The organism is Pseudomonas sp. FIP_A4 (genome assembly GCF_036701605.1).
GTDB lineage: Bacteria > Pseudomonadota > Gammaproteobacteria > Pseudomonadales > Pseudomonadaceae > Stutzerimonas > Stutzerimonas phenolilytica.
Window position 1 is genome coordinate 54,786 of record NZ_JAYDXP010000119.1, and the last position, 20,773, is coordinate 75,558.

At 66.2% G+C, this 20,773-nt stretch carries 21 protein-coding genes; 6 read left to right on the plus strand and 15 right to left on the minus strand.

Translation table 11 applies throughout. The annotated features are described in order from the left end of the window. Positions 1–7 precede the first annotated feature (7 nt). From U8L64_RS05485 to U8L64_RS05515, 7 genes are all read right to left on the minus strand, one after another. Complete coding sequence (locus tag U8L64_RS05485) at positions 8–763, minus strand: SDR family NAD(P)-dependent oxidoreductase (RefSeq protein ID WP_442965268.1); 756 nt, start codon at positions 761–763, stop codon at positions 8–10. Positions 764–768: 5 nt separating this feature from the next. Further along, positions 769–1,197 carry a nuclear transport factor 2 family protein gene (locus tag U8L64_RS05490; RefSeq protein ID WP_043298460.1) on the minus strand — a complete coding sequence of 143 codons (429 nt, stop codon included), beginning with the start codon at positions 1,195–1,197 and terminating at the stop codon, positions 769–771. Further along, positions 1,194–2,624, minus strand: coding sequence for a deoxyribodipyrimidine photo-lyase (phrB, locus tag U8L64_RS05495; protein ID WP_054094957.1), 1,431 nt, complete (start codon positions 2,622–2,624; stop codon positions 1,194–1,196). Before phrB ends, U8L64_RS05490 begins: the two co-directional genes overlap by 4 nt. After that, positions 2,621–3,556 carry a MerR family transcriptional regulator gene (locus tag U8L64_RS05500; RefSeq protein ID WP_333394688.1) on the minus strand — a complete coding sequence of 312 codons (936 nt, stop codon included), beginning with the start codon at positions 3,554–3,556 and terminating at the stop codon, positions 2,621–2,623. The genes phrB and U8L64_RS05500 overlap by 4 nt, the downstream gene beginning before the upstream one ends. A 2-nt stretch (positions 3,557–3,558) precedes the next feature. Continuing rightward, entirely contained in the window at positions 3,559–4,518 is a 960-nt protein-coding gene (locus U8L64_RS05505) for a YbgA family protein (protein ID WP_333394690.1), read from the minus strand. 133 nt (positions 4,519–4,651) lie between these two features. Beyond that, positions 4,652–4,867, minus strand: coding sequence for a TIGR02450 family Trp-rich protein (locus U8L64_RS05510; protein ID WP_043298468.1), 216 nt, complete (start codon positions 4,865–4,867; stop codon positions 4,652–4,654). Beyond that, positions 4,864–5,811 carry an NAD(P)/FAD-dependent oxidoreductase gene (locus U8L64_RS05515; protein ID WP_333394692.1) on the minus strand — a complete coding sequence of 316 codons (948 nt, stop codon included), beginning with the start codon at positions 5,809–5,811 and terminating at the stop codon, positions 4,864–4,866. The genes U8L64_RS05510 and U8L64_RS05515 overlap by 4 nt, the downstream gene beginning before the upstream one ends. A gap of 121 nt (positions 5,812–5,932) precedes the next feature. Here U8L64_RS05515 and U8L64_RS05520 point away from each other — a divergent pair, with 121 nt between their 5' ends. Then, on the plus strand, positions 5,933–6,859 hold the full coding sequence (locus tag U8L64_RS05520; RefSeq protein ID WP_156714349.1) for a TIGR01777 family oxidoreductase: 927 nt from the start codon (positions 5,933–5,935) through the stop codon (positions 6,857–6,859). 60 nt (positions 6,860–6,919) lie between these two features. After that, positions 6,920–7,945 carry a ferrochelatase gene (gene hemH, locus U8L64_RS05525; protein ID WP_333394696.1) on the plus strand — a complete coding sequence of 342 codons (1,026 nt, stop codon included), beginning with the start codon at positions 6,920–6,922 and terminating at the stop codon, positions 7,943–7,945. A gap of 10 nt (positions 7,946–7,955) precedes the next feature. Here hemH and U8L64_RS05530 read toward each other — a convergent pair whose 3' ends face one another. From U8L64_RS05530 to folE, 7 genes are all read right to left on the minus strand, one after another. Further along, on the minus strand, positions 7,956–10,613 hold the full coding sequence (locus U8L64_RS05530) for an EAL domain-containing protein (RefSeq protein ID WP_333394698.1): 2,658 nt from the start codon (positions 10,611–10,613) through the stop codon (positions 7,956–7,958). A gap of 141 nt (positions 10,614–10,754) precedes the next feature. Continuing rightward, positions 10,755–11,201 (minus strand): PAS domain-containing protein, encoded by a 447-nt coding sequence (locus U8L64_RS05535; protein WP_234302252.1) that lies wholly within the window; start codon positions 11,199–11,201, stop codon positions 10,755–10,757. Positions 11,202–11,295: 94 nt separating this feature from the next. Continuing rightward, entirely contained in the window at positions 11,296–11,823 is a 528-nt protein-coding gene (locus U8L64_RS05540) for a DUF3833 domain-containing protein (RefSeq protein ID WP_333394701.1), read from the minus strand. Then, positions 11,820–13,058, minus strand: a complete 1,239-nt coding sequence (locus U8L64_RS05545) for an MFS transporter (protein ID WP_333394703.1) — start codon at positions 13,056–13,058, stop codon at positions 11,820–11,822. Before U8L64_RS05545 ends, U8L64_RS05540 begins: the two co-directional genes overlap by 4 nt. Then, positions 13,055–13,570: a chalcone isomerase family protein gene (locus U8L64_RS05550; protein ID WP_333394705.1), complete on the minus strand. Its 516-nt coding sequence runs from the start codon at positions 13,568–13,570 to the stop codon at positions 13,055–13,057. Before U8L64_RS05550 ends, U8L64_RS05545 begins: the two co-directional genes overlap by 4 nt. Positions 13,571–13,580: 10 nt before the next feature. After that, positions 13,581–13,952, minus strand: a complete 372-nt coding sequence (folX, locus tag U8L64_RS05555; RefSeq protein ID WP_008568791.1) for a dihydroneopterin triphosphate 2'-epimerase — start codon at positions 13,950–13,952, stop codon at positions 13,581–13,583. Then, entirely contained in the window at positions 13,952–14,509 is a 558-nt protein-coding gene (gene folE / locus U8L64_RS05560; RefSeq protein WP_008568790.1) for a GTP cyclohydrolase I FolE, read from the minus strand. Before folE ends, folX begins: the two co-directional genes overlap by 1 nt. A 149-nt stretch (positions 14,510–14,658) precedes the next feature. Here folE and U8L64_RS05565 point away from each other — a divergent pair, with 149 nt between their 5' ends. Then, a complete protein-coding gene (locus tag U8L64_RS05565) occupies positions 14,659–14,961 on the plus strand; it encodes a DUF6482 family protein (RefSeq protein WP_333394710.1) in 303 nt (100 codons plus the stop codon). 3 nt (positions 14,962–14,964) lie between these two features. Here U8L64_RS05565 and U8L64_RS05570 read toward each other — a convergent pair whose 3' ends face one another. Next, complete coding sequence (locus U8L64_RS05570) at positions 14,965–15,387, minus strand: thiol-disulfide oxidoreductase DCC family protein (protein WP_333394712.1); 423 nt, start codon at positions 15,385–15,387, stop codon at positions 14,965–14,967. Between the two features lie 93 nt (positions 15,388–15,480). Here U8L64_RS05570 and U8L64_RS05575 point away from each other — a divergent pair, with 93 nt between their 5' ends. The 3 genes from U8L64_RS05575 (at position 15,481) to U8L64_RS05585 (ending at position 20,539) form a co-directional block, all read left to right on the plus strand. After that, on the plus strand, positions 15,481–16,446 hold the full coding sequence (locus U8L64_RS05575; RefSeq protein WP_333394714.1) for a MerR family transcriptional regulator: 966 nt from the start codon (positions 15,481–15,483) through the stop codon (positions 16,444–16,446). Between the two features lie 121 nt (positions 16,447–16,567). Continuing rightward, entirely contained in the window at positions 16,568–19,060 is a 2,493-nt protein-coding gene (gene pqqF, locus U8L64_RS05580; protein WP_333394716.1) for a pyrroloquinoline quinone biosynthesis protein PqqF, read from the plus strand. 291 nt (positions 19,061–19,351) lie between these two features. Next, positions 19,352–20,539 carry a porin gene (locus tag U8L64_RS05585; protein ID WP_333394718.1) on the plus strand — a complete coding sequence of 396 codons (1,188 nt, stop codon included), beginning with the start codon at positions 19,352–19,354 and terminating at the stop codon, positions 20,537–20,539. Positions 20,540–20,773: the final 234 nt, after the last annotated feature.

Here is a 20,773-nt window from a genome sequence, read left to right on the forward strand (position 1 = left end):
GATGGTCTTATCCGTGATGGTCCGTGCGCGCCATGCGCTGGCCCAGGGCGTACTGCAGGCGTGCGGGCAGGAGGGACAGCAGGCGCAGTCCGGCAATGAACGGCGCGGGAAACTGGATGTGCAGCGGCCGATGCTCCAGCCGGTCGGCGATGTAGCGCGCGGCCTTCTCCGCAGGCCAGCGCAGCGGCATGGGGAAATCGTTGCGACGGGTCAGCGGCGTGTCGACGAATCCCGGGCTGACCAGCGTGACGTCGATGCGCTCGGCGGCCAGGTCCAGGCGCAACGATTCGAGCAGGTAGCGCAGGCCGGCCTTGGATGCGCCATAGGCACCGGCGCGCGGCAGCGGCAACCAGGTCACCGAACTGCCGACGCCCACCAGCAGGGGGCGCTCACCGCGGCGCAGCAACGGCAACGCTGCCTCGATGCAGTAGCCGGGTGCGATCAGGTTGGCGCGCAGCACTCGCTCGAGCAGATCGGCCTCGAAATGCCGCACGTCGATGTACTCGCAGGTGCCGGCATTGAGGATCACGCTGTCCAGCGCGCCCCAGTGCGCGCCGATTTCGGCGGCGATGGTGCGCACCTGCGTCGCGTCGGTCAGGTCGCCCGGCAGCACCAGCACCTGCTCGGGGTACTGCCGGGCAAGGGCATGCAGCGGCTCGCTGCTGCGCGCCGACAGCGCCAGCCGATGCCCCTGCGCCAGCAGCAGACGCGCCAGTTCGTGACCGATGCCGCTGCTGGCGCCAGTCAGCCAGACACGCTGCATGGCGGTCATGCCAGCCTCCGCTGCAGCCAGCGGATCGCCGGGCCGAGCAGCGGCACGTGCTCGTAGAGCAGGGCGCCGGCATCGAAGAAGTCGCGGTGCCGCTCCACCTTGCCCTCGGCATTCCAACGCAGCAGCGAGCAGCCTTCGAGGCTGATCAGGCGGCCGCGCTTGAGGCTGGGATGGCGGTAGCTCATCACCCAGCGCAGATAGCCTTCGCCGTCGCGCACGGGGTCGAAACCGATGAACTCGAAGTCCAACTGCTCGACATTGGCGTACAGCGCGGCGAAGTAGTCCTGCAGCGCGTCGAGACCGATGACTTCGTGCAGCGGATCGGTGAAGTGCACGTCGCTGGTGTACAGCTCGCCCAGACGATGCAGGTTCCCGGCATCGAGACTGGCGAAACGGCGGGCGAAGTCGTGCAGGAAGTCGCTCATGGCTGCACCTGCGGCAGATCGCGGAACGCCGCCAGTACCCGCGCGCGACTCTCACCGAGATCGACGATCGGCGTCGGGTAGTTCGCCGGTGCGAACAGCCCGCCGAGCGCGGACGGGTTGTGGATGTCGCGGCGGCTGAGCCCTTGCAGCTCGGGCAGCCAGTGCCGCAGGAAGCGACCCTCGGGGTCGAAGCGCTGCGACTGGCTGATCGGGTTGAACAGGCGGAAGTAGGGCACCGCGTCGGTGCCGGTGGAGGCGCTCCACTGCCAGCCGCCGTTGTTGGCGGCCAGATCGCCGTCGATCAGCTGGCGCATGAACCAGCGCTCGCCTTCGCGCCAGTCGATCAGCAGGTTCTTGCTGAGAAACATTGCCGTGATCATGCGCAGGCGGTTGTGCATCCAGCCGGTTTCGCGCAGCTGGCGCATGGCCGCGTCGACGATGGGAAAGCCGGTACGGCCTTCCTGCCAGGCGGCGAGGTCATCGGGCGCGTGGCGCCACGGCAACGCCTCGGTTTCGGCGCGGAAGGCGCGGTGCATCGAGACGCGCGGATAGCCGACCAGGATGTGCGTGTAGAACTCGCGCCAGAGCAGTTCATTGATCCAGGTGACGGCGCCGCTGCTGCCGCTGTCCAGTTCGCCGCGGTTGCCGGCGAGTGCGGCGTGCAGGCACTGGCGGATCGAGATCACGCCGGCCGCGAGGTACGGCGACAGCTGGCTGGTGCCGGCTTCGGCGGGCAAGTCGCGGCGCTGCTGGTAGTCATCCAGCGCCTCGTCGATGAAGCTCGTCAGACGCTGGTGAGCGTGGGCTTCGCCAGCCGGCCAGCGTGCCTGGAGCGTGCTGGACGGCGCGGCGAAGCCCGGTACGGCGGATGGCAGCGGATCGCCCGTCATTGCCAGCGGCGCCTGCGGCGCGAGCGGCGGCAGGCACGGCGGCAGCGACAGGTGCAGGCGTGCCAGGCAGGTCTTGCGGAACTGGCCGAACACCTTGAAGTAGCCGCCGCTTTGCGTCAGCAGCGTGCCCGGGGCGAACAGCAGGCGGTCGAGATAGCGCTGGGTGACGATGCCATCCCGATGCAAGGCTTCGCTCACCGCGTGGTCGCGGCGCTGCTCGTCGACGCCGTAATCGTCGTTGAAATGCACGGCGCGCACCGCGTGCTCGTGGCATACCTGCCGCAACGCGTCGGGGACGGTTTGCCAGTCATCGGCGTGGCGAATCAGCAGCGGCACGTTGAGGCGGCGCAGCTCGGTGGCCAGCTCGGCAAGGTTGCGCAGCCAGAAGTCCACCTTGCACGGCGCATCGTCGTGGATACGCCATTGTCCCGGCGTGAGCAGGAACAGCGCGATGGTCGGCCCCGCGGCCATGGCGGCGCTCAGGGCGGTGTTGTCGCTCACGCGCAGGTCGCGGCGCAGCCAGATCAATTGGGTCATGCGTCGTTCTCCGTGGCGTCAGGCAGGAGCCCGTCTGCTTGCAGCTGGTGCAGCGCCGCCAGTGGATCGCCGGCCAGACGCAGGGCGCCATGCTGGCTCAGCGACTCGGCGTGGATGTGCACGGCCGGGCCGACCAACAGCGCGTCGGCATGCTGCGCCAGCAGCCGCGGCAGATGGCGCTGCAGGCAATCGGCATCCAGGCTGTGCGCGGCGTGCAGCAGCAGGACGCGTGGGGCGATGCGTTCCACGGCGAGGCTGAGTTCGGCCAGCGGTACCTTCCATTCGACCAGCTCCACCGGGCAGCCGCTGCTGGACACCAGCCAGGCGGTCAGCCACAGGCCGGCATCGAACGGCTCGTCACCGAGCGTCGCCAGCAGCAGCGGGGCGCCGGCGTGCTGGCGATTGTTGAAATAGATGCGGGTGGCCAGTTTGCTGCGCAGCCAGCTATCGAACAGCGCGCGCTCCAGCGCGGCGCCAAACTGGCCGTGCCAACGTTGGCTCAGTCGCGCCTGCAGCGGCAACACCAGGTGCTGGCAGAGCGTGAGCGGCGGGTAGATGCTCAAGGCGCGGTTGAAGGCATCGTCGAGTTGCCGTTCGTTGAGCCGCTCGACCGCCGTGAGTAGCTCGTCCTGCAGATCGATCCAGAGGTTCTGTTCGACCGGAGCGGCCGCGCGGCCGGCAGTCAGCAGCTGTTTGATCTGGCTGACGGCCACGCCACGGTCGAGCCAGGTGAGGATGTCGCGGATGCGCTGGACATGGCCGTCGTCATAGAGCCGGTGGCCCTTGGCGGTGCGGCGCGGCACGATCAGCCCGTAGCGACGCTCCCAGGCGCGCAGCGTCACGGGGTTCACGCCGGTCAGCCGGGCAACGTCGCGGATCGGCCGCCAGCCCGGCTCGAGGTCGGCCGGAGTGTTGTCGAACGCATCGCTCATGATCAGATTCCGTTACGCAGGCTGAGGTCTTCCGGGTGCGGCTGCAGGTAGGCCTGGCGCTCGATGTAGTGATGCGGGTGGCGGCGGAAGTGGTGCTTGAGCAGCGTCAGCGGCACCACCAGCGGGACGATGCCGGCGCGGTACTGGTCGATCAGCCGGCGCATCTCGCGGCGATCCTCCGGCGCAAGCGCGTTCTTCAGATAACCGCTCAGGTGCTGCAATACATTGCTGTGGGTGCCGCGGGTGGCCGGACGCTTGAGCGCCTGCATGAACTGGCTGAAATAGCCGGGCGCGAACTCGTGCACCGAGCAGTCACGCAGGTTCGCCACCATCCGCCCCAGCGCGCGGTACTGCTGCGGGTGCGCAGCCATCAGCTGGTATTTGTAACGTGAGTGGAAATCGACGATGGCCTTGCGCGTCAGGCCGGTCTGCACCAGACGCTGCCATTGCGCATAGGCGTAGACGCGGGTGAGGAAGTTCTCGCGCAGCACCGGGTCGTTCAGGCGGCCGTCTTCCTCGACCGGCAGGTCGGGGCGCGCCTCCATCAGCGCGCGGGCGAAGATGCCGGTGCCGCCGCCGGGGACGGTGTGACCGTTGTCGCGATAGACCTTGACCCGCTCCATGCCGCAGGACGGCGACTTCTGCATGAGAATGAAGCCGCTGATGTCGTCCAGCTGCGTCGCCATTTGCCGGCCGTAGGCGGCCAATGCGTCGGTGACGTCCAGCTCGCTGCGCACGGTGCCGCGGGCGCGGGGATTTTCCGGCTCGCCGACCAGACGAATCGGCTCGCGCGGCGTGCCCAGGCCGATGGCGACCTCCGGGCAGAGCGGGACGAACTCGACATGCCGCGCCAGCACATCGCTGCACAGCGACGATTGCTTGTGGCCGCCGTTGAAGCGCACCGGATTACCGAGCAAGCAGGCACTGATGCCGATCTTGGGCGTGGCGACGGAGCTGAGCATGGGATGACCTCGTCTTGTACAAGCGGTGGTTCTGTACAACCTGAGGTCATCATAGATATTGAGTTGTACAAGTCAAGCGATCTTGTATAGGTAATTACAAACTGTGTATAGGTTTGGCGCAGGCCGGCGGCGCTCAATGCCAGCCCATGCGCCAGCTCAGGTCGTCGCGCAGCTGGCGCCAGTCGATCCATTCGCTGCGCAGGCTGTACACCGCCTGCAGCTCGACCTGCTGCAGCACGCCGGCGTCGTCGTACTGCAGATCGATGACGAGGAAGTGCTTTTCGCGGTTGCGCGGCTCGCAGGCCGTCCACTTGGACAGCCTGAGCTTGGCTGGATTGAAGCGGTTCACAGGCTGGCCAGCAGCAACTGTGCGGCGCGTGCTCCGCTGCGCCAGGCGCCTTCGACCGTGCCGTCCAGGCACCAGTCGCCACAGGCGAACAGGCCTCGTTGCGAGTCGGCCAATGCGCCCCAGTCATTACGCCGGGCCGGGTAGGCGTACAGCCAGCGGTGGGCGATGGCAAACTCGGCTGGCGGCAAGCACTGGCCCAAGCGCTCGGCGAAGGCGTGGGCGAGGCGGTCGATAACGGCTTCTTTCGGCAGATCCAGATGCCGGCGCGTCCAGCCGGCAGTCGCGTGCAGCACCCAGCTGTCGAGCCGGTTGTCGCGGCCTGGTTTGGCACTGTCGTGCGTTGCTTGGCGCAGGATTTCGTCGTCGAACCGGAGGCTGTGGCGCACACATGGCAGCGCCTCGGCAAAACCGAGCGCCACCGCCCACACCGGCTCCATGACGACGCTGGCGGCGCGCGCGGCGAGCACTGGCGCGGCGCTCAGCAGGGCTGCGGCCTGCGGAGCCGGTACCGCGACGATGATGTGGCTGAACGGCCCATGGCTAACGCCCTCGGTATCGAGCAGCTGCCAGTGGTGCTCGCCGCGAAACACTTCGCTGATCCGGCAGGAAAAGGCGGCCGGCAGGTCGCCGAGCAAGCCACGGCTGATCGCGCTCATGCGCGGCGTGCCCACCCAGTATGGTTGCGGGTCGTCGACGGCAGCCCAGCTCGCACAGGAACCTGCGGAGGTCCATTCAACGAGCATCGTACGCAACGCAGGGTCGTGCGCGAGGAATCCGGGCGTGCCGAGGTCCAGCGCGCCGATCTCGCTGCGCTTGCTGGAGAGGCGGCCGCCGCTGCCACGGCTCTTGTCGAACAGCTGTAAAGGCAGGCCGGCCTGACGCAGCGCATTGGCTGCCGAAAGGCCAGCCATGCCGGCACCGATGATGGCGATCTTCTGGGACATCGTTCACCTCCCGTTGGGTCGGGCAGGCTACGCGAGCGTAAAAACTTATACAATAAAATCATCGCGTACAGGTGTATGCTGAGATCAGCGAACAATCCGCACGTGCTACGAGGAGACCCGCATGAACATCCTGCTCACTGGCGGTACCGGCTTGATCGGTCGGGCACTGTGTCGGCACTGGACCGCGCAGGGACACAATCTCTGGGTCTGGAGCCGTACACCGCAGCGTGTCGCGCAGCTGTGCGGGCCGCAGGTTCGCGGTGTCGGCGAGCTGCGCGAACTCGATTCACAGGCACTGGATGCGGTGGTCAACCTGGCCGGCGCGCCCATTGCCGACCGACCCTGGACCAAGGCGCGCCGCGCACTGTTGTGGCAAAGCCGGGTGCGCCTGACCGAACAACTGGTGACCTGGCTGGGGCAGCGCGAGCCCAAGCCGCAGGTGCTGATCTCCGGTTCCGCAGTCGGTTGGTATGGCGATGGCGGTGAGCACACGCTGACCGAGGATAGCCAGGTGGTCACGGGCGACTTCGCCAGCCAGCTCTGCGGCGCCTGGGAAGAAACCGCGCGCGAGGCCGAGTCGCTCGGTATTCGCGTGGTACTGGTGCGCACCGGTCTGGTGCTGGCCGCCGATGGCGGATTCCTGCAGCGGCTGCTGCCGCCGTTCCGTCTGGGGCTGGGTGGGCGCATCGGCAGTGGCCGGCAGTGGATGCCCTGGATTCACATCGACGACCAAATCGGCCTGATAGATTTTCTTCTGCATCAGCCACAGGCGCGCGGCCCCTACAATGCCTGCGCGCCACAGCCGGTGCGCAACGCCGACTTTGCCCGTGCCTTGGGCCGGGCGCTGCATCGTCCGGCGCTGCTGCCAGTGCCGGCGCCTGTGCTCAAGCTGAGCCTTGGCGAGTTGTCCGGTCTGCTGCTCGGCGGCCAGCGGGCGTTGCCTGCTCGGGCGCAGGCGGAGGGCTTCGTCTTTCACTTCGACAGCCTCGATGCCGCGCTGGCTGATCTGTTGACGCAGCCCGGCTCCCAGCGCCTGCGCCATGTGTGAAAATACCGCGCCGCGTGCAGCATGGCGGCGCGCCCCCCAAACCGTAGTCAGGAATGTTGCATGACAGAGCAGGCGTTGTTGTTGGTCAACCTGGGTTCGCCAGCCTCCACCGAAGTCGCCGATGTGCGCCGCTATCTCAACCAGTTCCTCATGGACCCGTATGTCATCGACCTGCCCTGGCCGCTGCGGCGCCTGCTGGTATCGCTGATCCTGATCAAGCGGCCGGAGCAGTCGGCACATGCCTATGCCTCGATCTGGTGGCCGGAGGGCTCGCCATTGGTGGTGCTGAGCCGGCAGTTGCAGGAAGCGGTGCGGCCGCACTGGACGCAGGGGCCGGTCGAGCTGGCGATGCGTTACGGCGAGCCGTCCATCGAAACCCGGTTGGTCGAGCTGGCCGGGCAGGGCATCCAGCGGGTCACCCTGGCACCGCTTTATCCGCAGTTCGCCGACAGCACGACGACCACGGTCATCGAGGAGGCCCGGCGGGTGATCCGCGCGCATGGGCTGCAATTGCAGCTGTCGATCCTGCAGCCGTTCTACGATCAGCCCGAATACCTCGATGCGCTGACCGCCAGTGCCGCGCCCTTTCTGCAACAGGACTTCGATCATCTGCTGCTGAGCTTCCACGGCCTGCCCGAGCGCCATCTGCACAAGAGCGATCCGACCGGAGCGCACTGCCTCAAGGGTGACGATTGCTGCCAGCGCGCCGAGGGCGAGGTGCTCGCCAGCTGCTACCGCGCACAGTGCATGCGCACCGCTGCGGGTTTCGCCACGCGTGCCGGATTGCGTGACGATCAGTGGTCAGTGTCGTTCCAGTCACGGCTGGGCCGGGCCAAGTGGATCGAACCCTATACCGAAACGCGTCTGGATGAACTGGCCCAGCGCGGCGTGAAGAAACTGCTGGTGATGTGTCCGGCGTTCGTTGCCGACTGCATCGAAACGCTGGAGGAAATCGGCGATCGCGGCCGCGAGCAATTCATCGAGGCCGGCGGCGAGGATCTGCTGCTGGTGCCGTGCCTGAACACCCACGAGGATTGGGTGCAGGCGCTGGTCGCACTGTGCCGCCGGGCGCCGCAGGAACTGTGAATCGCCGCGCTCAGCCGCTGGCGCTGGCGCGCTGCGGCTGAGCGACGACCAGTCGTTCAAATTCTTCCACCGGCATGGGCTTGCCGAACAGATAGCCCTGATAGCGGTGACAGCCGTTGGCGAGCAACGCCGTGCGCTGTTCTTCGCTTTCCACCCCTTCGGCGATGACCTCAAGACCCAGACCGGCCGCCAGTGCGCAGGTGGCGCGCACGATGGTCTGGCTGCTGGCATCGTCCGGCAGGCCGCGGACGAAGGCCTGGTCGATCTTCAGCTGATCCAGCGGTAACTGCTGCAGGTAACTCATGGACGAATAGCCGGTGCCGAAGTCGTCGATGGAGAAGCGGATGCCGTGCGCCTTCAGCTGGTTCATCCGCGCGATGGCCTCGGGCATGTTGTCCAGCAGCAGCGTTTCGGTGAGCTCCAGCTTGAGTCGCTGGGGGTTGGCGCCGCTGGCTTGCAGCAGCTGCAGCAGCAGGGTGATGAAGTCGTCCTGATACACCAGGTGCGCGCTGATGTTGACCGCCAGCGTCAGTTCGTCGAATCCGGCGCGGCCGGACCATTGCGCGAGCTGCAGGCACGCCTGTCGCAGCATCAGCACATCCAGCTCCTGGACGAGACCTGCGCGCTCGGCCTGGACGATGAACTCCGCCGGCGACAGCAGGCCTCGCTGCGGATGCCGCCAGCGCACCAGCGCCTCGGCGCCGGTCAGGCCCCTGGTCTGTTCTACCTGTGCCTGCAGATAGAGAAAGAATTCGCCCGTCAGCACGCCGCGGCGGATTTCTTCCTCCAGGCGCAGACGCTCCTGCACGGCCTGCTGCATGCGCGGGTCGAAGAAGCGCAGGGCGTTCTTGCCTGACAGCTTGGCTTCGTACATCGACATGTCGGCGCGCTTCATCAGCTCGTCGCTGGTGCTGTCGTCCTCGCCGAACAGCACCACGCCGATGCTGGCGCTGCTGTGCAGGTTCAACTCGTTCAGGCGATAGGCGCCATCCAGCGAGCTGAGCAGCTTCATGCCGACATGCTCGGCCTGGCTGCCGGCCAGTACGGCATCGCTGGCCAGGCCTTCGAGCATCACCACGAACTCGTCGCCGCCGAGCCGCGCCACGGTATCGCTGGCGCGGATGTTGGCCGACAGCCGCCCAGCCGCCAGACGCAGCACCTCGTCGCCGGTCTGGTGCCCGTGCAGGTCGTTGATGTTCTTGAAGTTGTCCAGGTCGATGAACATCAGTGCGCCCAATTGGCCGGTGCGCCGGCTGGATGCCATCGCCTGCTGCAGGCGATCAAGCAGCAGCCGGCGGTTGGGCAGACCGGTCAGCGGGTCATAGAAGGCCAGATGGTGAATGCGCTGTTCGGCGAGCTTGCGGTCGGTGATGTCGGAGAAGGCCGCCACGTAGTGGCTGATCTTGCCCTGCGCATCCTTTACCGCACTGATGGTCAGCCACTCGGGATACACCTCGCCGTTCTTGCGTCGGTTCCAGATCTCGCCGATCCAGGTGCCGGTCGTGGCGATGCTTTCCCACATCGCCCGGTAGAAGTCCGCGTCGTGCTTGCCGGACGCCAGCAGGCGGGTGGTCTGGCCGATGGCTTCCTCGCTGGTGAAACCGCTGATCTGGCTGAAGGCCTTGTTCACCCGCAGGATGCGGTTGTCCGCGTCGGTGATGAGCATGCCCTGTTGCGATTCGAAGGCGATCGCAGCGATGCGCTGTTCCAGCTCGGCATTGGTGCGTTCGGTGATGTCGCGGCTGAGCCAGACCACCGCGCGCTTTTCCATGTCGGGAATGTCCAGCGCCAGGGCGCGTCCCTCGAAAACCCGCCGGCCGCCGAGCGTCTGCATCGTATATTCGAGCAGCTGCGGGGTGTCGCTGCGCAGCGTTTCATGAATGAAATCGAGGAAGCGCTGCTCCTCCGCCGGTGGCATGACGTCGTGCAGGCGGCGACCGATCAGGCGCGAGGGATCGTCGTAGAGCAGGCTGCGTTCGGAGCAGATGATGTCCAGGTAGCGCCCGTCCTCGTCGATCACCAGCAGCAGATCGGGCAGTGCCTGGGTGATGGCACGCAGCCGCGCCTCGCTGATCTTGAGCGCCTGCTCGGTGTTGTTGCGTTTGATCAGGTCCTTGATCAGCAAGCCGAGGGCCGTCGTGCCCAGCGGCAGTGCCACCAGCAGCGTCGCGGCGACTTCGCGAAAGGCCGTCAGCACCACGGCGGTCGGCAGCAGCAGCGCGACCAGCCCCAGCACCCCAAAATGCAGGAGCAGGCCGAATGCCAGCAGCTGCCAGCAACCGATGCGCACCAGGCCGCGCTGATGGCAGTAGCGATAGGCGAGCCCGAGCACGATGGGCAACAGCACGTTGCCCAGGCCCGTCAGCATCCCGATGCCGCCGAGCCAGATGCGATAGGCCGCGGCCAGCGCGCCGGCGATGCCGGCCACCAGCGGCCCGCCGAATAGCGCGGCCATGCTCAGCACCACGGTGCGCGCATCGAAGACCAGGCCGGCCTGAATGGCGTTGGGGATCATCATGCCGATGATGCAGGCAATGCCGAACCAGATACCGGCCGCACATTGCGCCACGGGTCGGTCTTTTCGCGTCCAATTGCTCGAGTAGAAGGAGAGCGGCCAGCACAACGCGAACAGAATGATCGTGTTTTCTACGAGGACGTTGGTAATCAACGAGCGTCATCCAAGGGCGCCATGCGCCCGACTGCAGGAAATGGCGGAGTGCCATTATGCCATGAAACGTCAATGACATCCTCTGCAGTCGGCGTCAGCCGGGCGTTTGCGCCTATTTTGGCGCGCTCGCGAGGCGTTCGTTCAGGCGTTGCGCTCGGCCAGTTGCGCTTCGAGCTGACGCACCCGCGCTTCCAGTTCCTCGACCCGCTGCAAGGCATCGACTTCGGCGGTGACATCCTTCTGGATGCCGATGAAGTAGGTCAGCTGGTCGCCTTCGTTGAATACCGGCGTGATCGACAGCTCGTTCCAGAACGGCGAGCCGTCCTTGCGGTAGTTGCGGATCACCTGACGGCACGGCTGGTTGCTCTTCACCGCCTCACGGATCGCCTGCAGGCCCGGCTGGTCGCGATCTTCGCCCTGCAGGAAGCGACAGTCGCGGTAGAGAATGTCATCCACGGCATAGCCCGTGAGCCGTTCGAAGGCCGGGTTGGCGTAGATCAGGATGTTGTCGTCGCCTTCCTGCTCGGCAACCACGATTCCGTCGTTGGAGGCTTCGATTACCAGTTGCAACAGCTTGGCATTGATCATGGCGCGGGATCCTGAAGGGGCGTGCGGCGCATTCTAGAACAACTGCGCCCGGCCGAGCGCTTACAGCACACGCAGGAGCGCTGCAAGCGATGTGCTAGTCGACCTGCTTGCGAAAGAACAGCGTGACCTGGCCCAGTTCGACGCCGAATTTGCTCATGAAGGAACGGTTGGCCAGGGTGTTCTCGTCGATCAGGTACATCCAGTCGTCGAAGTCCACCTGATAGACGCTGCCATCCACCGGCAGGCTGAGCACATAGCGCCAGCGCAGCGCATTGCCGGCCACTTCGCCGCGGGCTTCGCCGATCACGTCGGCGGCCGTGCCGCGCCACTGGCCGGGTCTGTCTTCGGTGAGCGTCCAGACGCGTTGCTGGGTGGTACCGTCGCTGTAGCGAAAGCGTTCGTCGAGGATCAGTTTGTCGCCGTCGCGGCTGCCGGTGATTTCGACATGGAAGCGCTTGACCACCTCGCCGGAGCGCTTCTGGAACATGCCCCAAGCATCGACGCGCCCGACGAAGAACGCACGCAGGTCCAGCCGCGGTTCTTCGTTGCGGTAATGCTCGACCTCCACGGCCGTACAGCTGACAAGCAGCAGGCACAGCATCAGCATCAGGATTCTTTTCATGGCGTTGGATCTCCGCAGGGCAGGGACGTGAGCAGGCGGGCCGCTAGCAGCTTCAACAGGCAGGGCAGCCCGGCATAGACCAGGGCCAGGTTCCAGCCGGCCGGGGAGCCGGGCTGGTAGCCGACCCAGGCCAGCAAGGGCAGCGCAAGGCCGGCCAGCGCCAGGGCGAGCTTGGCGAGAAAGCTCCACAGGCCGAAGTAGGCGGCGGTCGAATCGCGCTGCCCGGCGGGGATGATGTCGGCCAGCAGCGCCGGTGGCAGGGCCAGATCGGCGCCGAGGGCGAGGCCGGACAACACGCATACGCCGGCATAGGCCCAGGCGGACCCCGGCTCCAACAACACCGCCCAGATGAAGGCTGCGCAACCGGTGAGCATGCCGAGCCGCCAGCTGCGCCGCTTGCCCAGTCGATCGGCCAGTCGCGTCCAGATCGGTAGCCCGAGCGCACCGCTGACGAAGTACAGCGCCAGGAACAGCCCGGTCAGCGTTGCCAGCTGCAGGCGATCGGCGATGAAGAACAGCGCCAGCGTGGCCGGAATGGCCACCGCTACCGCATTGATGAAGTACACACCGGCGAGCCGTCGGAACGCCCCGTTGCTTAGCGGCAGGCGCCAGCTTTGTGCATCGCTGCGCGCGACCCGCTGCGGGCGCGGCGCAGCGCGCAGGAGCATCGCGCCACCGAGGCACAGCAGCACGGCGAACGTCAGCGCGAACACGCCGAGCGCGGTCGACATGCCGTACCGCGTCGCCAGCGCAGTGGGCAGCACACTGGCCAGTACCACACCGATCAGCCCGGCGCCTTCGCGCCAGGCCGCCACACGCGTGCGGATTTCAGGCTGGTCGGAAAGCCGCGCACCCCAGGCCAGATAAGTAATGTTGATCAGGCTGTGCAAGGTGTAGGTGAGCGCCAGCAGTGCGCCCAGCCAGCCCGCCAGGGCGAACCTGCCGAGGCCGTCGGGCGGGATCAGCAACGCGGCCATCGCCGCGCTCAGCAGCACGGCCGAACCAGCGAGCAGCATATTCCAGCCGCGTGCGGAGCGGCGGTCGATCAGCCGACCGAGCCAGGGGTCCTGGACGGTATCGAGCAGCCGGGCGAGAAACAGCACCGTACCGGTCAGCGTCAGGCCCAGACCGAGGTCGGCCGCATAGAAGTTCGGCACCAGCACGTAGATCGGCAGCATCGCCATGGCCAGCGGCAGACCGAGCAGCGCATAGGCGGCGAGCGCCGGGGCCTTCATCGTTCGCCCAGCAGGTCGCGCCGCAGGGCCTGGTCGCGGCTGCGCGGATCGAGCCAGATGGCGAAGAAGGCCTCGGCGAATGCCGGGTCGGCGACCTCATGCTGCAGTCGATCGTTGACGTAAAAGCGACAACCGCGGCCGGGCAGATAGACGCCGGTGATGCGCTCGCCAGGCTGTACATCGACGAAGGCCTTGTGCATCTGCGCGCGCCAATCGCGCAGGCGTGAGGAGTCTTCCGGTATGCCGGACAGCCGTGCGATTTCCTCCAAGCTGGTACGCACGAAGTCATCGCGGCTGATGGCGCGATGGTAGGTCAGCTCCAGCGCGAACGGCGTCTGCGCTTGCAGTGGCGCTGTCGTGCTCCAGAGGCGCGCGTCGTAGATACGAAATCCGAAGAAGCGCAGTTCTCCCTGGCCAACCAGTCGTGCCTCGGGCACCGCCTCGCGCCAGCTGGCCGAGGCGCCGAGCGGGACAAGCCCGAGCAGGCAGACGAGGAGGAGGCGGCTGACCATGGCCGGCAGCTCAGCGACAGCCAGCCAGCGTGATCGATACCGAGTCGGCGAAGCGCAGCGCGTGGGGCTTGTCGACTTCGACCTCGGCATAGCTGACCGCCGGATGCGCCATCACCAGATCGAGGATTTCCTGGGTCAGGCGTTCGAGCAGGGCGAAACGGTTCTGCTCGACATGCTGGATGATCGCCTTGGTGATGGTGCGGTAGTTCAGCGCGCGGTCGATATCGTTGTCACGCACCGCAGCGACGGCCGGGTAGAGCACGGTCAGGTTGATCAGTACATCCTGGCGGTTAAGGACTTCATCCTCGTTGATGCCGATGTAGGTACGCAGGCGCAGGTCCTTCACCCGGATACGCGCCATGCCGGGTTCCAGCCGCGGCATCACTGCGACCTGCCGATCAGCTGGAGAAATTCCATCCGCGTGTTGCAGGAGTTGCGGAAGGCTCCAAGCATCACCGAGGTGTTCATCACCGAATTCTGCTTCTCGACGCCGCGCATCATCATGCACATGTGCTTGGCCTCGATGACCACCGCGACGCCCGCGGCACCGGTGACTTCCTGGATGGCTTCGGCGATCTGCCGCGTCAGGTTTTCCTGAATCTGCAGCCGGCGGGCGTACATGTCGACGATTCGCGCGACCTTGGACAGGCCAAGCACGCGCCCGGTCGGGATGTAGGCCACGTGGGCCTTGCCGATGAAGGGCAGCAGGTGGTGCTCGCACAGCGAGTACAGCTCGATGTCCTTGACGATGACCATCTCGTCATTGTCGGAAGCGAACAGCGCACCGTTGACGATCTCTTCCAGGCTGCGCTGGTAGCCGCCACACAGGTATTGCATGGCCTTGGCCGCGCGTAGCGGCGTGTCGCGCAGGCCTTCGCGTTCGGGGTCTTCACCCACTCCAAGCAGTATTTGGCGGTAGTGGCCGGGCAGGTCGTTCATGGTGGTTCCTTCAGTCGCCGCTGGCTAAGGGCAGTGCGCTGACGTACGCGCCAGCGGTATGTGATTAAACCTATACGAATATTTTTATTTGTACAATAATTTGTCCGGTAGATGATTTTTGTACAGGTGCTGGGATGTCGAGAAAGCGAATGTCCAGCGCGGACTTGCGCTTCGCCATGCGTCGCGGTCAGGTCGAGCAGGTCGAACTGCATGGTTTGCGCTGCTGTGGTTACAGTGCGTGGATCGTCGACCGAACCGGTCGGCGTGCGGCGTTTGCCGATGGCGGGCGGACGATCTGGAGCGACCAGGGCAGTCTCAAGCGATTGCTGCGCGGCTGCGGGGTACGCGAGGTGTACTGGTGCCAGCCGGTCAGCCACGACGAAATGATCGGTCGGCCGAGCTGCCTGGAAGCGGAACTTGGGCTGCGCCTGCCGCTTTACGCTGACGACTGAACTTCAGGAGGCCGGCGGTTTTTGCCTGATCGCGCATTGCGCACCGCAACGGCTGGCGCCCTCGGGATGCGGTAGCCACTCCAGGTGCGGTCGGAGTGTGGCAAACAGCGTGTAGGCCAGCCGCAACAGCGGCCGCAGCGGTTTCCAGCCCAAGGGCGCGGCCCATGTGCCGTGTCCGGCGAGGCGCCAGCTCCAGTAGGTGGCATCCACGCCAGTCAGCCAGACGCCACTGGCGCTGCGCGCATGCAGGCGGCGGCGCAGCTGCGACAGATCCTTGCCCAACCCTGCGCAGGAGAAGTCCGTCGCACTGACATTCACCAGCAGCAGCCGCGCAGGATCGGCCGTACGCTCCAGCCAGCGGATCTCGCGCGCGCAGAGCGGGCAGGCGCGATCGACAAACAGCGTCAACGGCAGATCGGGCGGCATTTCATCGACTCCTGCGTTTGTACAACCTTTGTAGAGGGTATCTGGCGAAATGCTGGGTTACAATCGCGACACTCTTTCCGACCGAGCCGCCCCATGACCGATTCCCACGGCGCTTCGACACTGGCCCCGAGCACGTTCGAGCAACAGGAGCTGTTCCCCATCCGCGAGGTGTGCCGACTGACCGGGATAAATCCGGTCACGCTGCGCGCCTGGGAACGCCGTTACGGGCTGATCCAGCCGACGCGCACCGACAGCGGCCATCGGCTCTATTCGCTGGCCGACATCGAGGCGGTGCGCAACATCCTCGCCTGGACCGAGCGCGGTGTGGCGGTGAGCAAGGTCGGCAGCATCCTCGAACGCAGCGCCGCGACTCGCGCGGCCGGCGAGGGGCAGCGCCCGGCGGCGGTCCAGGAATCGCTCGACGCCGATCGTGGCGAGTGGCAGGGGCAGCTGCGCCAGGCGATCAGCGATTTCGACAGCGTTCGGCTCGAACAGCTGTACGGCCAGATCTTTTCCACCTATCCGTTGACGACCGTATTCCACGACGTGCTCCTGCCGGTGTGGCAGGAGTGGCTGTTGCGCCATGAGGAGTTCGGTCGTACCAGCGAATGGCTGTTCCTCGATGCCTTTCTGCGCAGTCGCGTGTTGCAGCGCCTGCAGTTCGGGCAGACGGCGGGCGCGCCGGTCGTGCTGCTTGCCGCATTGTCCGCTCAGTGTCGCGAACTGGAGCTGCTGGTGGCCGGCCTGCTGCTTGGCAGCGACAGCCTGACAGTGCGGGTGCTGCCCAGCGGCCAACCGTTGGAGGAGCTGACCCTGGTGTGCGAAAAGGTCCGTCCGCAGGCACTGGTGCTGTACGCCAATGTGCCGCCGAGCGGCGCGCAGGTGCGCCAGCTGAATCGCCTGACATTGCGCCTGGATTGTCCGCTCGCGGTCGCTGGCGAGGGCGCGGCGCTCGCGGAGGACAGCCTGCGCGGCTCGCCGATTGCCAGTCTGGGCAGTGGCGGCCGGCAGATGCAGCAGCGCTTGCAGCAGTTTCTGGCGGGCCGTCTGGATACCTGACGCGGCGAAGCCGGCTGTACGCAAAAGGCGCCCCGGCTGCTAGTGCGCAAGCAGCATTGTGCTGAGCCGCGAATTCCGCCGATGCTGTGCGTCCTGCGAACTGTTTGCCGACGACATGCCCATGGCCCACCTGCGCTTCGAACCGACCGCTGCACCGCAATGCTTCTCCACTGCCGAAGGGCTGCGGGTGCGTCTGTTGCAGTTGCCTGCCGGGAGTCAGGCGGCAGCGCTGGTGCGAGTGCATGCCGGCGCGCACGATGCGCCGGCAGCCTATCCGGGGCTGGCGCATTTCCTCGAGCACTTGCTGTTTCTAGGTAGCGCTGGCTATCCAGTAGAGGACAGCCTGATGGCCTTCGTGCAGGGTTGCGGCGGCCAGCTCAACGCATCGACCCGCGAGCGGCATACCGATTTCTTCTTTCAGCTGTCGGCCGAGACCTTTTCGGACGGATTGCAGCGTCTGTTCGACATGCTCGCGCGACCGTTGCTCGACCCGGCCGCGCAGCTGCGCGAGCGCGAGGTGCTGCAGGCTGAATTCCTCGCTCGCGCGCAGGACAGCGAGACGCTGTGCGATGCCGCGCACGGTATGACGCTGGATACCGCGCATCCATTCGCCGCCTTTCACGCCGGCAATCGCGCCAGCCTGCCGGTGGAGAGTGCGGCCTTCCAGCAGGCGCTGCGGGCGTATCACCAGCAGTTCTATCACGCTGGTGCGCTCGAACTGCTGGTCGCCGCGCCGCTCGAACCCGCTGCGCTGCTCCGCCTGCTGAAGGCGCCGCACTGCCGGATCGAGGCGCGCGCGCAGCCTTCACGCAGCCTGCCGCCGCTGCATGCGGTGGCACGCAGCGCGCGCTTGCAGCTCGCCAATGGCCGGCCGCGGCTGGAGGCGGCGTTCTGTCTCGACGGCATGCCGCTTGGCAGCGCGGCGGCGCTGGATGCGCTCGCCAGCAGCCTACAGGCCGAGGCGCCGGGTAGCCTGTTCGCGTTGCTGCGCGACCGCGGCTGGATCGATCGTCTGCGCTTGCGCGTGCCGTACTGGCACGCCGACCAGGGCGTGGTGGTGATCGAGTTCGGCCTGACTGCAGAGGGTCTGGCGGCGCGGGCAGGCATCATCGATGCACTGCACAGCTGGCTGTGTTTCCTTGGTCAGGACGCGGTGCTCACGCACCACTGGGGCGAGTACCGGCGCGTGCGCGAGCGCAGTCTGCAGGTAATGCCGCCGCTGGCGCGGCTGCGCCATTGGGTCGAGCCGGAGGCGCTGCTGGCGCATGAGCAGCCGGATACCGTCTATCAGGCGCTACGCGAGGTTGTGGTCCGGTTGCAGAGCGCACCGGCGGTCCTGACGGCAGACCCGCGCCCGGCACCGGCTATCGAAGCCGCCGGCTTTGCGCTGCGTATGGCTGCCGAGGAGCTGCCGCCCATTGCGCCGCCGAGCCGGCACTGGGCTCTGCCGGCGGGCAATCCATGGTTATGTGCCCGACCGCTGCCATCGCCGGCGCAAAACGAACCGGCGCTGCGCTGCGTCGGCCCGCTGGATGCCAACGGGCAGGGCGCGCTGTACCTGCACTGGCGCTTCGACGGGGAAAGTCCAGGCGGGTTGTGGCATGTGCTGGACAGCGCGTTGCGCCCGGCGATCCAGACGGCGCGGCAGGCGGGCGTCGAGCTGCGTTTCGAGGATTTCGGCAACGGCTGGTGCCTGAGTCTGTTCGGCTACGCCGCCGCGTTGCCGATTATCGCGGGTGATCTGCTCAAGTTGCTGAGCGCGCCGCCAGCTGGCGCCTATCTCGACGGCCGCCGGCGGTTCGGCGAAGCCGCGCGGTTGCATGGCGAGGAATTGCTCATTCGCCAGCTGATCGGTCGCCTGCCACGCTTGCTGGGCAGCGCCGATGCCGCCGCGTCGGGGGCGCTCGATAAGGCTGCACTGGCCTCCGCCTGGACCCGGGCGCACTGGCAGGCGCTGGCGGTCGGTCTCGCCCCCGAGCTGAACGACGCGCTCCATGCGGTGCTGGGCGACACGCCCGGCCGGCCTCTGCGCGAGCCGGCTGACGCCACGCAGCCGTGGTACGCAGGGCGCCGCCTCTGGTGGTGTCTGGGCGAGCCTGCCGCAGAGACGGCCGTGCTGCTGTTCTGCCCGCTGCCGACGCGCGACGCCCGCCAGGAAGCCGCTTGGCGGGCGCTGGCGCGGGCGATGGAGAGTGGCTTCTTCCGGCGTCTGCGCAGCGAGCTACAGCTGGGTTATGCGGTGTTCTGCGGCTTTCGCCAGTTCGGCGAGCACGCGGGCATCCTTTTCGCGGTGCAGTCACCCAGTGCCTCGGCGGGGCAGATCGTTGCGCATATCGAGGAGTTCCTCGCACGGCTGAGCGAAAGCCTGGATTCGGACGCCACGCAAGTGCCGGGCGACAGCGCTCTGGACGATCCGCGTCAGCGCGCCGAGCGCATCTGGCAGGCCTGCCTGGCCGGCCAGGCCACTGACCATCCCGCTCAAGTGGCCGCGGCCATGCGCGAGTTGCGGCCTGAAGCACTGCGTGCCGCACTCGCCACGCTGCGCAATGCACAGGGTGGCTGGTGCTGCCTGGCCAACGCAGCGGTAGCCGATGCCGGCTGGCAGGCGCGCTGACCCTCGGCAATCGCTCTCACTTCAGTAAATGCCTTGCGCCTGAGCCACCGCTCGGGCGCGGCGGCGTGCGCCCGCAACCGGCATGCCAGCACTGACCAGTACCTCCAGCTGCTTTGGGTTTACGACCTAAGCGCTGTTTTCGGGGAGCAGGGGAGCAGTGCTTTGAGACCGAGCCTCGATCCGCGGCCAAAGTACTAGCGTTTCGCCGCTATGGCAGCGTATGTGGCCCCTGATGGCCTTTCGATAATCGCTCCGTCACGACTGCTTGTCGTCAATACAGCGGAGAGCGCCATGCACAACAACAAGAAAGCCGTTTCAACCCTGCTGCCCCTGGCCCTGGCCAGCGCCGTAGCCATGACCATGAGCCAATCGGCCGTCGCCGAAATCGTGCTCTACGATCAAGATGACACCAAGTTTTCCACCGATGGCTACTTCAACACCTTCTACGTCAACAGCGACGTGGATCGTGACGGCGAGCAGTTCGATCGCCGCCAGTCGCGGGTCAAGATGGGCTTCCTGCCCAACTGGATCGGGTTCAACTTCACCAAGCAGGTCGGCGATCTGAAGCTGGGCGGCCGCTCCTCGTTCTGGGTGACGATCAACGACAGCGACACCAACGGCACCGAAACCGGCATCGACGTTCGTCAGTTCTACGCCACCGCCGCCAACGAGCAGTGGGGTGAGGTGCTGTTCGGTAAAGACTTCGGTCTGTTCTCCCGTTCCAACATCCTGCTCGACGAGATGCTCAGCGGTTACGGGCAGGTCAGCGATGTGCTGGGTCTGGTCGACGGCGGCGGCGTGTCCTTCGGCAACATCGGTACCGGCTACCCGTATCCGTTCCCGACCTCGCAGATCACCTATCGCTCGCCTGAGATGAACGGCCTGCGTATCGCCGCCGGCATCATGGATCCGGTGGACACCACCGAGGACACCAGCAAGGCGCTCAGCAAGGCCTATCAGGAAGCGCCGCGCTTCGAGACCGAGGTCACCTACCAGTTCGATCTGGGCGGCACCAAGTTCTACACCTGGATCAACGGCATGCAGCAGAGCTCGGACAACACCGATAGCACCGTTGAAGAAGTTGATTCCAAGGGGCTGGGTTACGGTATCCAAGCCAAGATGGGCAACCTCTCGCTGACCGCATCCGGCTTCCAGGCCGAGGGTATCAACCCGTTCTTCACCAACAACGCTGGCGAAGCGCTGCTGCGCGAAGTCGACAGCGACGGTTACCTGCTGCAGGGTTCCTACCGCTTCGGCAAGAACCGCTTGGCCCTGTCCTATGGCAAGACCAAGGACGACGGCAACGGTCTGGGTAGCGAAGCCGAGTACGAAACCCGTGGCGTCGCGCTGTTCCATAGCGTCAACGACAACCTGACGCTGGTTGCCGAGTTGAACCAGTTCGAGATCGCCGGCAAGGATGATCCGACTCTGGACGAAGACACCCGCACCTTCGCGGTCGGTGCTGCACTGAGCTTCTAAATGCAGGATCAGGGTGCGAATGACAGTCGAACCGTAGGTCGCTCCATTCGTTGCATGGCAGTGGGCTCGTCGTCGAGCGTACGACCCACGCCCTGACGGTACGGCGTCACGTCGCTACCGACAATAAGGCTGGTACCCACGCAGGGGCCGGCCTTTTTGCTGATCGGCGCGGCAACTTCGCGCCTCAGCCGCACCGTGCCAGTCTGCGGCACTGGCCACTCGATGCATCCGTCG